The sequence below is a fragment of the Pseudomonas amygdali genome, assembly GCF_002699855.1.
In the GTDB taxonomy this organism is placed as follows: Bacteria; Pseudomonadota; Gammaproteobacteria; order Pseudomonadales; family Pseudomonadaceae; genus Aquipseudomonas; species Aquipseudomonas amygdali.
On record NZ_LKBW01000066.1, the window covers coordinates 1 to 11138 of the forward strand.

Here is an 11138-nt window from a genome sequence, read left to right on the forward strand (position 1 = left end):
CCCGAGGGGGGTCAAAACTAAGTTGGCGATTTAGCACGGAAGGGGGTCACTTTTTAGTTGGCGTTGACAGTTGCAGGTCTACACCACAAGGGATCGCCGCGATGGAGGCTGCGGTTGCGGCTTTTGACATCGCATGCACGAATAGCCACCACGCAGGAACAACGGCGCTTTTTCCGTTCAAGGTACTGAATGAGGTGTTCCAGCCCGTATCGGCAGGGTTGGGGACCGAATACTGACACTGCTCCGAGCGGCTTCGGTCAAACCGCAGCGTGTCGATGCTGACGGTCACCAAAGGCATGCAGCAGACAATGATGACCAGAATCGCGGTGTAGAAGCGGTTCTCGACTCGGGCCAGTGAGAGCACCCCTTTGTTGCCTTCGTCGGCCCCCTCGGCACGTGCCTTGAGCCATTCGCTGATGATGATGGCGGCAAACGGCGCAGCCACCAAACCGCTGTCCTCGATCATGTCCCAGACGCCGCTGTTGATGATCCAGCCCACCAGCGTGAGGTAATACTCCAGGTAATCATTGGTGTGTAACATCATAGTGTACTGACTCCCTCGAGTAGGCCGGCACGCCGTAGCTCCATCAATGCAATCAACAGCAGGGCGATCACCTCACATCGCATTAGACCTGCGGGAATATCGGAGTATGCCTGTTGAACCAGTTGCTTCCTGATCTTGAGCCATCCGAAGGCCAGCGTTGCGTAGACCAACAGCCGCCAGGCCAGCATGTACCCGTAGTGCGTCCTCTGCCATTCGCTGAATTGCTCCAGATCCCCAAACACCTTGTCGACGAACGTCAGAAACGTCACGACCAGTAGCGCCATCAGTAATGACATCAATAGAAAAGTCAGCGCAGCTTTACCCGCTTTTCTCCATCGTCCAGTTTTTGTTGTGGTTGACGTCATTGTCAGTCCTCCTTCTTCGGGCTTTGCAGTTGTTTGAGGCGATCCGGTGTGGGATCCCCCTGGAAGATGATCTTTGAGCCTTCCTGCCGGCTCTGAGCTCGTTGCAGAATGGCGGTCGGAGAGTTGCTGGCCAGATTGCGCCGCATGTCCAGCTCGGTCTTCAGGTTGTCAATTTCCTGTTGCAGGTTGTTGTTCTGCTGACTGACCGCCTGCTGGGCCACATCATTGGCGGCGATGTTCGGTTCCTTGCTCCCGGTAAACAGGGTGCGTTGAAGCAGCAACGCTTTACCCAGCACATCTGATAAAGCGAGCTCTGAAGCAAGGCGTTTGGCCAATATGTCCTGGTCGTGTTCGGAACGAAGGGCCTCGACCACGCCACGCGTCACAGGCAGAGAGCTACTGCTGGCTTGCGACAGGTTCTCCTGCGTGAGGGATTTGTTGCCTGAAATGAGCTCCTGCAGCGCCTTGAGTTTTGAGTCGTAGGACTCTTGAATGAGGGGCGTGAGCCCAACGCCAGCAGTGGAGGTGGTTTTGGTGCAACCCTCACACGTGCGCTGTTGCTGCTCTCCCAGAACACGGTTGGCGAATGTGGTTGCTTCCTGCGGCGAAGACCAAGTGGAGCACACCATGCCGTTGTTGCAGCTCGATGGGCTGATAGACGCTGTATCAGCGGCATTACGTCCGTTCAGCAGGTTGTACCCTGCCCGAGTGACATCGCCTACGACCTTGATCGGTTGTTGGCCCGATCCCCCGGCCTTGCTTCCACCCACCCAGGTGATACCGTCATTCCCACCTTGCTTTTCGACCTGAGCAACGGCTGAGACCGCGTCTGTGTTTCCGGTTTTCACCGCCTGACTCATGGCCTGGCCTTCGGCGATCTTGTCCCAGCCCATCTGCCCTCCCGCGACATCGAGCATCTTGTCCGCTATGGCGCGGCACGTGCCTTTGGAGCGGTCGAAATCAAGACGGCCTTGCAGGATGCCGTTGGTGAGCAGGTTGTAAAGCGCCGGATTGGCGCGCTGGATAATCAGCCCTGGCAATGAAGCCACCGCGCTGGTGGCGTTGGAGATCATCGAGCCCATGATCGTCTGAAAGCCGGAAGTGGCACCGTTCAACTGATTCTCCAGTGTATTGTTCAGGCTCATGTTTCCGCAGACCAGGTTGCTGTTCCAGCCACCGCCAATGCTGATGCTGTCCATGTTCCCGGCGCTTCCCATGGTCACGGCGTTGCCGCCACCGACGCTGTACAACACATCGTCACCGATGACGCTGCCGGACGAGCTGGCACTGATCCCTGGCGTCTCGGCAAGGGCGCTGTTTACCGTCAGGGCGCTCATGATTGCGATAGTCAACATGGCGGCGGCGCGGCGCATGATTGAAGTCCTCTTGATCATCATTGAAAGTCCGTACTGCCAAGAAAGGTTTGTCCTTGCCGCTTGCAGCAGGAATAGGGTCGCCATAGCGCCCAGGCGTATGAGCCGTCTGTGGCCTGCATGCCCGGGCCAAAGTTAGGAAATACAGCGCAGCTTGGACTGAGAGCAGGAGTGAGCTCTTGCCACTTACCCGTGGCAGCGACGCCTTCAATCAGTTCTCCTGCTGGCCAATAACCTGGCATCGGTAGTGCGCGTAGGGGTAGGTAGACATGGACTTGTCCAATTCTTGTGACCACATCGCCAGCACGTTGAGCAATGACCGCAGCTGCCTTGTAATCGTCGGCTTGATGGATGAAGCCGCTCCGGGGGTAAACGCTACCCCACATGTCCCCAGAGAAAAGGCCGCCCACTTCTCTGCGGCCAGGGATGAGCGCCTCTGGGTACACCGATTCAGGAACGCCGTGGCGCCAGGCAACCGTATCCAGTGTGCTCAAGAGGTAAGGCATGTATGGAGTAGCAGCACCTGGGCAGGCGTAGCCAGAAGCACTCGCAAACCGGCTGAACGTCGCTCCCCCTGGGTGACCAATGACGTCAGCATTTTTGAATTTAGCCAGGCTGTCTTCGTTGTTGTGATTGATGGTCCCGTCGCCGCCATCCTGGGCGAATGAGGTGGGTGAGCTCAGCGAAGAGACTTCGACCCAAGGGTTTTCGCCGGTATTGGAGTAGCTTGAAACTACCGCGTCCGGAACGAAGTGGCGAACCTTGGTCGATGTCTTCACCTTGCAGCCAAACGGGGTGCAGAGCAGCCAGTAGCAGATTCCGACCACCTTGTATTCCAGGCAGTCAGGCGACAGGGTTGAGGCGGCGAGGGTGGCCGATGTCACGGTGCCCGCAGCGGCTGGCCCGGTCGAGATCGACAGGGCCAAGGCCGTCCATGCCGAAGGCTTGCGCAGGTTCATCACGGTATATCTCCCTGGCCAGCTTCATCTTGATGGTGGGCAGCACGCCACTGGGCAATGCGCTGTTCCGCCGCCAGAACATTGGGTTCGCCATACACAACAAACGTGCGGTCGACCACCACTGCTGGGACCTTCGTGACCCCAATGCTCCAGGCGTCTACGAGGTTTTGTTGAGCTAAGGCCAGGTCGCGTTGCAAGCGCTGCGCATCGGCGCTCTTGAGGCGCTGCTGCATGATGGCGATGGCTTGTTGCTGATTCGCTGGTAGCCCTTCCGAAAGCTTGGTCTCAAGCCGCTCTTGCTCGTCCAGGAGAATCAGCCGGACATGTGCCGGTGTCTGAACGGGATGGTTACGGTCCGTAATGACCCACGTCTCCGCGTGTGCGAGGGTGATCTGTGAGGCCATGACCAAGCCCAGGAAGCCCAAAAGGCTACGTTTGGATCTGAAGCAAAAGGTTCTGGAGGGAAGCATGTGGCAGTACCTGCAGATGGTGTCAGGTACAGAAAACGCGATTAATGAACTGTCGTCAGTAGGAAACCGTTATCGGGACGGTTGGGGTTTGGTGGCGCCTGTCTGGGCCGTGCGCCTGCCATCGAGCAGCAGGCGCGGTAGCATTTTCTTATAACGCCGCATAAACACTGGTGGTAGGCTTTCCCGGAGGCCTGCTGCTGACTCTCTTTGGAACGACAGCGAATTTCCGCCAATCCTGATAGTGAGTTCCACTACAGCCAAGATCCGTCGTGCAACATACCTTCGACCTGGTCAAATCAAACACCTCATAAGAGTGGCTTCGATGACAGGCCGCACGCCAGAGCGGACGTGCTGCTGCTTTGGCTCACTCACACAGCTGGCCTGCGCGTCACAGAGCTGGCACAGCTTGAAATGTCGCCTTTACCGCCAAGCTGGTAGACGCAATCAATCCCGGTCGAAAAACGCGATGGTCGCAGGTTGAGGCCATTTCGATTGCAGGCCGTTACAGCTAACCAGGGCCGGGCGACCAACGTTGCTGCAGATCGCGACGTATGACTTCGATCACCCATATCCATAGCAAGTGTCCAAAGGTTTCAGATGCCCATTCCGCTGGAGGAAGCTCCCAGAGCGGAGGAGCCCAGTTAAACATCGGTAAAATTACCCCGTGAAAAGCCAGGGTGACAAGCATGCCAAAGCCAAAACCTTGCCATACGGCAACACGCGGATATCTAAGGGCAGTCAGGCAATAGAAGATGGCGAAAAAAATGGAAAAGCTTTGGTGAATCAAGGCGCTGCCATAATTCACCATGTGTCGGAGTACACGTAGGTAAGCTGATTAGCGTTGATACCGAGCGAATCAAGCATCTCTAAAGGCGGGATTGGACGATCTGGTGTGCGAGGCGGAAATGGGATTTCCGTCCCCCACTTGACAAAGCTAGAAACGTTACCTCCAATTAAACCGGCCGCTGCCGCTACACAATATTCACGAGTTTTCAAGTCAACATCCTTTCTTTCGATAGACCAGGCTTGAGAGATCCAGATCCGCGCCCAGAGCGCTTCCTAAAAATAGAAGTGCCCGACGGCTATTCGTATCACTATGATTTTAATAGGTAAATTATAAATATCGAAGCGATCTTATTCTGGGGCTGCACACGATCATACAAATTTTTTCGCTTTCTTTCTGGGGGGTGTAACCCGGCGACCCCCCCCCAAAAAAATATAGCGAGCTAAACCTATGAAGTGAGTACACCTATCGGCGCAGACTCTCCAGTAGTACAGTGCTAGCGTAACCGTCGGGTGGCAAATGCTGATCCTTCTGGTAAGCCCGGATGGCCGCCCTGGTCATCGCCCCTATCACACCGTCAGCAGCACCCAGGGAGTAGCCCTTAGCAGTCAGCAGTTTCTGCAAATCGGTTACCTGCGCAATGCTGCCCAAGGGAGGATTATCAGTCGGCCACGGGTGAGACACGCCTGTCCCGCCAGCATAACTGTCGGCTAGTAGCCCGATCGTTAGCGCATAGGCAGTGGAGTTGTTATAGCGCAGGATGCTACGGAAATTACTTAGGACCATAAATGCTGGCCCGCGATAACCAGCAGGCAGCAGGACCGATGCTTGCTCCTGTGCGAGCTCGCCCGGAATCGCGTGCGTCGTTCCCATCGCCCCGAGCCGTTGCCATTCTGCAACGGGTTTCTTGATCGACATGTCAGCCTGAGCGTAATCGAAATTCTCGGGCAACTGCACCTCCTGTCCCCAAGAGATGCGCGAGTTCCAAGCACTGCGTTTTAAATAAGAGGCAGTGGAGGCCAGCGCATCGGCACGGGAACTCCAAACGTCGCGCCGATTGTCGTGGTTAAAATCAACTGCATAGTCAAGATAGGTTGTCGGGATGAATTGCGTCTGCCCCATCGCGCCAGCCCACGAGCCAATCAATTGCGCGCGAGCAATGTCTTTGTTTTGCAGGATATGAAGGGCGGCCATCAACTGTGTAGCCCCGTAATCAATCCGCCGGCCCTTGTAAGCAAGCGTGGCCAAGGAACGAATCACATCGCGACTACCAATATCCTTACCGTAGCCGCTTTCAATACACCAGATGGCCGCGATAATCTTCGCATCCACACCGTAGTGACGCTCTACCTCGTTCAGAACTGGCTCTTTTTGCAGAAGCTCCTGCCCTTGCTGGATATTCTTCGGAGTCAGACGTTCAGACAAATAATCCCAGATGGCCGTCGTGAACTCTGGTTGCGCCATGTCCAACTGGTGCACAGTAGGGTCAAGCGTGATGTTTTGGAAAGCAAGATCGAGTGTGGCTGTGTCGATGCCCTTAGTAGTTGCATTGCTGCGGAAAGTAGCCAGCCATTGCTGAAAATTCGCCTCTGACGTGCTCTCGTTCGACACGCTGGGAGTCATGTCTGCGGAGAAGCAAGCTGGAGCGGCTGATGCACATGAGAGCATAATGACTACCAGCGATGTAGTTATAACCCTGGAACGCATAGCTTTTGCTCTCCTGTAAAAAATCCAATACGGTGCTCGTTCAGTGAAAGTGGATTATGTGGTGCTTCTAACTTGGGCGAGGTATCAGAGGTATTCTGCTCCAGCCTTATCACTGAAGAGAGGTAGGTGTTCCTGATTTGCATAATCTACATACCCTATGCGCTGAGCCATGTGTTCATATGACAGAACTATACGTGGTCATCGCCAAGCGCTGAATTCCATTGAAAATTTCTATCGGCGATGTAGATACTGCAATGTCACGCTATGTCGACAGCAGGGAGCCCGCAGCATTCGGGGACAAACCGTACGGCCAGCACTTCCTGTAGGAAACAGGCCCTCTTACTGCTCTTATTTCGCTGCGCCTCCACTGCTTGGTAGTCACTCCGTCATGTCTGCCGGCTGAGCCGGTGACGGAGCATCTGCTTTTTCTGGCTGCCGTCTCAATCTCGATTTGCAGGATTTTAGTTTCCTACACACGAACCTTTGCCGTCTTATCCTCCTTGCCGTTTGGTAAGTTCAAATCCCTGCGCATAAACAAGGTTGAACGTGTCTACCACATGCATTATTTCTTCGTCAGGCAGGCTGGCGGGAACCGTCAGTACCGGTTCGCCACCCGCACCTCGCACTGTAGCAGTATGGGGACTCGACTTCCGATCAATCCGAATATCATTGGGGTTTACGAGGTAAAAAAAATTGGTCATGTGCTTCTTCCGTGATTGCTGATAGAGTTTGAAAACTGAGTAGTTGACGCTGAGAGGAAGGTGATTTCTATTCAAATTCCGCACCGAAGATCCAGAAGCGTTTAAGCATAAGCCTGTTTGTTTCAGTTTCGCGTACTGTTATTTCTGGCGTTTCCGAACGCACGTGCTGAGGGGGCGGCCCTTATTCCTGTTTTCAGCAAGACGTCTGACACGGTGTTCCTCTTGTCCAATAAGGTCGCGATGGTTGTGATGCTCCGGTGGCGCAATGCTTTCAGGCCCAATGGGAAAAGCCGTATCTAAGTGAGGAAGCACCTCAGTCAAACTTTGCGCTTCTTGGAGTATCCTGTAGGCATCCAGATTGCTGCTCCAATTATTAATTCCTGCCATTGAACTTCTCCTTGAATAAAAAGTCTTACTGGCCCGCTAGGGTCAAATCATTGCATTCCATTGAGGATCACAAAGCGCTGTAACTGGATTACGGTCTTCTGTAATCCAACCATCTATAAATCGTCTCTTTTTCGCAATTTTTCCGTAACACAGGCCTTGGTTAGCGTAGCCAGCGATTTGGTTCCACCAGCAATAGGCCCAGAGGATCTTTATTGATCTGCATCAAAAAAGCATGAAATTTGAGGCTCGAGGGTACCTATGACATCGCTTATCAGCGATAACGACCAAACGTAAAGCCGCACTGTTGCTGCATCGTGTTTTGCTGCGTGCTTTAATCGGAATGCTACATCCACCGCTGTTGAGGGCGATGACCCGTTCATGCATTTTGGTATTCGGTTTACGCCCAGCGTATCGACCGGCACCCTTGGCCAGGTCGGTGCCTTGGTACGGCTGCCATGATTTTGTTCGTCAGTTGGGCGCGAGGTCTATCGTCTGACTTGAACATCCGGGCAGCGGTGGTGGCTGTCCTTTGGTTGCTCGATACAGCGTTGGTTTATGCCAGAGGCAGAGCGCTGATCCAGTTTTCTAGGTAAAGAGGAAAATCGTATGCTCCTTCTGACTCGCCGCGAAGGTGAAAATATTATGATTGGCGATGGAATTCAGATCCAAGTCTTAAGCGTTTCAGAGGATACTGGGGATGTACGTATCCAGATTGAAGCCCCGGATGTCGTCGAGGCCCAGGGCAGAACCGTTGGGAACGAAGTGGCCGATCACAAGCCTGGCCCTGTTATTACTCATAAGCGGCGGTGGCGTTCGTTGGTCACTCAGTAGGAAGTTTGGATGACCAACCAGATCAGGAGCACAAGATGGCATTGATGAGTGTTGAGCAACTGCTGGATCAAGCTGAGGACGAGTACATGAGCGGAGACCAGCTGGCCTTTTTCAAAGACAGGTTGGAGGTCAAAGCCGCAGAGCTTCGTGATCGCTTGCTCAGCTGTCAGGCCAGTTGCGAAATCGAGCTTCACCCGGACGAAGCCGACTTCGCTTCCGATGAGGAAAACAGAGCGGTGGCAGCAAGCATGATAGAAAGGGACAGACAGACGTTGAGCCATGTGCTTAAGGCCCTGGAAATTCTCGCTCTGGGCGACTACGGTTTTTGTCAGGAAACTGGTGAGGCCATAGGCATAAAACGCCTGCTACTGGTCCCCGAGTCGTTGTACTCGGTCGAATCGATGCGTGCGCTGGAGGCCAAGGGAATGCACCAACGCCAAGTGGCCCAGTAAAGTCGCCGCAGCGATGTGATCCAGGAGAATTGCGATGACTGCAAAAAGTGTCGAGCGCGATGTGGCTATTTCAGAGCTTGCCGACCATTTGGAGCGCGATCTGATGCCTTGTCCAGCAGGACGTACCGCACTGCTGACTTGGATAGAAAAAAAGCTGGCTCAAATAGCGCTCAATCCTGTACCCACAGCAGCTGATGCTGCGTGGTTGATCGAAAGCGCTTATATCCAATGGGCCGCTGCACAGCCAAAGGGCTAAGGGAAATTCTATGAACGCGATTGCTACCCCTGTTATGGGGTTCATAGCGTTTACCGTGCCGCTTAAGGCCAAAGGCGATGGGTATGACTATCCCATCCTGGTTCGGATTGAATTCGAGCGACAGTCAGATGATTCAGTCCAATTGATTTCCCGGGGAGGGCACACAGGAACACTGATCATAAATGCTAGAAGGGTGAACATCTCATGTAACGAATGGGGCAACCGCCCGTATGACCCCCCTTGATAGCCTCGTCCTGACCCGGTGGGCTTTTTCAAAAGCGGGCTGGGTGCTTCGTGACGATGAGTAGATCAGTGCCTATAGGCCTTAACCGACTATTGCTCCCCAACCCCTATGTTGAAACCGAACACGCATCCAGTGGCGGTTCGATGGAAAGCGCTGTGCAGACAATCCTGCGTTGTTGGGCAACATGGTTTGCAGAGTTGTTCAATGTAGATTCAGCGGTTGACACCGGCATATTTCAAAGCAGAATACCGTCGCCGGGGCTGGGTCAGTAGAAAAATACCTCTTTTGCACCGAAAAGACACAAGGAACGTCGTATGAAACCATCAGTGGCTCAAGTAATTGCGGTTCTTGCCTCAATAGGTCTGGGGGAAGCAGGGCAGCGAACAGCAGATCTGGCGTACACCGAGGCAGGTATTCTCGTTCTCTTCTTGGGAATTGTTCTTATGATGGCAGCCTTTGGGGTCAAGCTTCTTGAGCTGCTGCGTGAAAAGTTGCTGATCCGATAGGTAGGGTTTGCCTATCACGCGAGATGAAGTCTGCGTGGACTATCGAACACGATATCAAAGGAAGAGTGAGATGGGCGGAGTGCAGTATGTTGAGCCAGAGATCAGTCAAGCGAGCAGAGTGGGGATTGATGATTTCTTAGAGCTTCTTCAATGTGAAGCGAGCCGTGGTCACTTTACCGGACTCAAAAGTAATACTATGGTCACCCAGTACGCGTCAGAATTGCAGTCTGCAAATGACGCTCTAAGCAGCGGAAAGCCAGCAATGGTAATGACTTACGCTATCAAGGCTCAAGGGCAAGCGATAGGTTTGTGCGTGCTCAGAGCTATAGAAGATCCGACAATTCTAGATCTCAACGTACTGTTGATCAGTCCCAATTGGCGTAATCGAGGTTTTGGTCGCTGGGTTATCAATACATTTCGAGAAGAAATGAAGAACTCTGGGCGTAGGCTTCAAGTGCGTTGCATGCCAGCCTCGATCAGTATGATGAGCTTACTCGTACAGATGGGGTTTCGGGAGATTCCTCAGTCTTTCTGCTCTGTTCGATACTTTTCTTGTTCATGAACGATGTAGGGAGTCTTTCGTCATGAACGGGCTATATAGGGTAGCCTACAGGGGTGGGGAAAAATCTTACTGCCTAGAACTGCCAAAATTCAATCCGAAAACTGAGTTAGCGCGGCCTCTGGCAACATCGTCAATCTGTAGCGGTCATCCATCTTCACCCTCGTCAATCGAATCCTGGCTCAATCCCGTTCAGCCAATGAAGCTGCAGAGCCCTTGGACCACTGAGTGCCCGCAAACCAAATGACTCTCGGAGAGCACGCAGATATGCGTCAGCTCGGTTGAGTCCGAACCACTTGCGCTCCTTGCGCTATTTACCTGTTGTGTGATCTCCTACCGGCACTCGGCCATCACACGATGCCTATTTGAAGGGAATCTGCATGAAAACCATTTCCATATTCAACAACAAAGGTGGAGTGGGGAAAACCACGTTGACGTTCCACTTGGCACATGCTCTCGCGACAATGGGTAAGAAAGTTCTCATTATAGATCTGGATCCTCAGTGCAATATTTCCACTCTCTCAGTCCCTCAAGATTGGCTGATGGATGTTTGGGCAAAGGAAAATGCTTATATTGATGACTTCAAGGCTACTCGCGAGCAGAGCACCGTTGAAGAGTTCGAAGCTCTAAATCAAAATGTTCGATCTATTCACTACCTCCTAACTCCGACCCAAGAAGGTACAGCAGAGATAGGCATCTTGTCTCCGCCAGTTGCACTAGCTCCAAATTTGCACCTTATTCCCGGTCGGTTGACGATGCATCTGTATGAAGAGAAAATATCAAGCCGGTGGAGTGATGTTTATCAGGGCGACCCGCTCGCAATAAGGACTATTACTAGAATAAGGAAGCTTGCCGAGGAATACGCCGCCGCCTACGGGTATCACTTTGTGATCATGGACACGTCTCCTAGGGTTTGTCTGAAAAGTCAGCCCGCAAGCATCTTTCGATGCAAGCCAGTGTGACCATCGCTTTAAAGCTACTTGCCAGCTTGTCGTAACGC

At 53.2% G+C, this 11138-nt stretch carries 11 protein-coding genes and 5 pseudogenes; 7 read left to right on the top strand and 9 right to left on the bottom strand.

Annotation, left to right across the window (positions count from 1 at the left end; all coding sequences use genetic code 11):
- Window positions 1-70: 70 nt before the first annotated feature.
- The 8 genes and pseudogenes from AO277_RS06860 to AO277_RS06900 all read right to left on the bottom strand — a co-directional run.
- Window positions 71-544: pseudogene (locus AO277_RS06860) on the bottom strand (conjugal transfer protein TraG N-terminal domain-containing protein); the annotation flags it as partial.
- Window positions 541-909 carry a hypothetical protein gene (locus tag AO277_RS06865; RefSeq protein ID WP_044319807.1) on the bottom strand — a complete coding sequence of 123 codons (369 nt, stop codon included), beginning with the start codon at window positions 907-909 and terminating at the stop codon, window positions 541-543. The pseudogene AO277_RS06860 and the gene AO277_RS06865, both read right to left, overlap by 4 nt.
- Window positions 910-911: 2 nt before the next feature.
- On the bottom strand, window positions 912-2282 hold the full coding sequence (locus AO277_RS06870; RefSeq protein WP_044319814.1) for an integrating conjugative element protein: 1371 nt from the start codon (window positions 2280-2282) through the stop codon (window positions 912-914).
- 20 nt (window positions 2283-2302) lie between these two features.
- Window positions 2303-3241, bottom strand: coding sequence for a TIGR03756 family integrating conjugative element protein (locus tag AO277_RS06875; RefSeq protein WP_044319808.1), 939 nt, complete (start codon window positions 3239-3241; stop codon window positions 2303-2305).
- Window positions 3241-3711 (bottom strand): TIGR03757 family integrating conjugative element protein, encoded by a 471-nt coding sequence (locus tag AO277_RS06880; RefSeq protein ID WP_044319809.1) that lies wholly within the window; start codon window positions 3709-3711, stop codon window positions 3241-3243. The genes AO277_RS06875 and AO277_RS06880 overlap by 1 nt, the downstream gene beginning before the upstream one ends.
- Before the next feature lie 508 nt (window positions 3712-4219).
- Window positions 4220-4707, bottom strand: a pseudogene (locus tag AO277_RS29625) (YagU family protein).
- A 253-nt stretch (window positions 4708-4960) separates the two neighbouring features.
- Complete coding sequence (locus AO277_RS06895) at window positions 4961-6106, bottom strand: lytic murein transglycosylase (RefSeq protein WP_236691286.1); 1146 nt, start codon at window positions 6104-6106, stop codon at window positions 4961-4963.
- Between the two features lie 587 nt (window positions 6107-6693).
- Window positions 6694-6903: a hypothetical protein gene (locus AO277_RS06900; protein WP_005736138.1), complete on the bottom strand. Its 210-nt coding sequence runs from the start codon at window positions 6901-6903 to the stop codon at window positions 6694-6696.
- A gap of 993 nt (window positions 6904-7896) precedes the next feature.
- On the opposite strand from AO277_RS06900, the gene AO277_RS06910 reads away from it, so the two are divergent.
- The 7 genes and pseudogenes from AO277_RS06910 to AO277_RS06940 all read left to right on the top strand — a co-directional run.
- Entirely contained in the window at window positions 7897-8121 is a 225-nt protein-coding gene (locus tag AO277_RS06910; RefSeq protein WP_007253517.1) for a carbon storage regulator, read from the top strand.
- 35 nt (window positions 8122-8156) lie between these two features.
- On the top strand, window positions 8157-8573 hold the full coding sequence (locus tag AO277_RS06915; RefSeq protein WP_044319811.1) for a TraR/DksA family transcriptional regulator: 417 nt from the start codon (window positions 8157-8159) through the stop codon (window positions 8571-8573).
- A gap of 34 nt (window positions 8574-8607) precedes the next feature.
- The gene (locus AO277_RS06920; RefSeq protein WP_003347740.1) at window positions 8608-8829 is read left to right on the top strand and encodes a hypothetical protein; all 222 of its coding nucleotides are present in this window, start codon (window positions 8608-8610) and stop codon (window positions 8827-8829) included.
- A gap of 10 nt (window positions 8830-8839) precedes the next feature.
- A pseudogene (locus AO277_RS29390) lies at window positions 8840-9137 on the top strand (hypothetical protein).
- A gap of 250 nt (window positions 9138-9387) precedes the next feature.
- On the top strand, window positions 9388-9579 hold the full coding sequence (locus AO277_RS06930) for a hypothetical protein (protein ID WP_005736137.1): 192 nt from the start codon (window positions 9388-9390) through the stop codon (window positions 9577-9579).
- A gap of 70 nt (window positions 9580-9649) precedes the next feature.
- Window positions 9650-10141, top strand: a complete 492-nt coding sequence (locus AO277_RS06935; RefSeq protein WP_044319812.1) for a GNAT family N-acetyltransferase — start codon at window positions 9650-9652, stop codon at window positions 10139-10141.
- Between the two features lie 377 nt (window positions 10142-10518).
- A pseudogene (locus AO277_RS06940) lies at window positions 10519-10992 on the top strand (ParA family protein); the annotation flags it as partial.
- A gap of 52 nt (window positions 10993-11044) precedes the next feature.
- On the opposite strand, the pseudogene AO277_RS06945 reads toward AO277_RS06940, so the two are convergent.
- Window positions 11045-11138: pseudogene (locus AO277_RS06945) on the bottom strand (IS5/IS1182 family transposase); the annotation flags it as partial.

Excerpts from the sequence above, each read along its gene's own strand:
- AO277_RS06865 (WP_044319807.1), bottom strand. The coding sequence starts at position 909 with ATGACGTCAACCACAACAAAAACTGGACGATGGAGAAAAGCGGGTAAA.
- AO277_RS06870 (WP_044319814.1), bottom strand. The coding sequence starts at position 2,282 with ATGCGCCGCGCCGCCGCCATGTTGACTATCGCAATCATGAGCGCCCTG.
- AO277_RS06875 (WP_044319808.1), bottom strand. The coding sequence starts at position 3,241 with ATGAACCTGCGCAAGCCTTCGGCATGGACGGCCTTGGCCCTGTCGATC.
- AO277_RS06880 (WP_044319809.1), bottom strand. The coding sequence starts at position 3,711 with ATGCTTCCCTCCAGAACCTTTTGCTTCAGATCCAAACGTAGCCTTTTG.
- AO277_RS06900 (WP_005736138.1), bottom strand. The coding sequence starts at position 6,903 with ATGACCAATTTTTTTTACCTCGTAAACCCCAATGATATTCGGATTGAT.
- AO277_RS06910 (WP_007253517.1), top strand. The coding sequence starts at position 7,897 with ATGCTCCTTCTGACTCGCCGCGAAGGTGAAAATATTATGATTGGCGAT.
- AO277_RS06915 (WP_044319811.1), top strand. The coding sequence starts at position 8,157 with ATGGCATTGATGAGTGTTGAGCAACTGCTGGATCAAGCTGAGGACGAG.
- AO277_RS06920 (WP_003347740.1), top strand. The coding sequence starts at position 8,608 with ATGACTGCAAAAAGTGTCGAGCGCGATGTGGCTATTTCAGAGCTTGCC.
- AO277_RS06930 (WP_005736137.1), top strand. The coding sequence starts at position 9,388 with ATGAAACCATCAGTGGCTCAAGTAATTGCGGTTCTTGCCTCAATAGGT.
- AO277_RS06935 (WP_044319812.1), top strand. The coding sequence starts at position 9,650 with ATGGGCGGAGTGCAGTATGTTGAGCCAGAGATCAGTCAAGCGAGCAGA.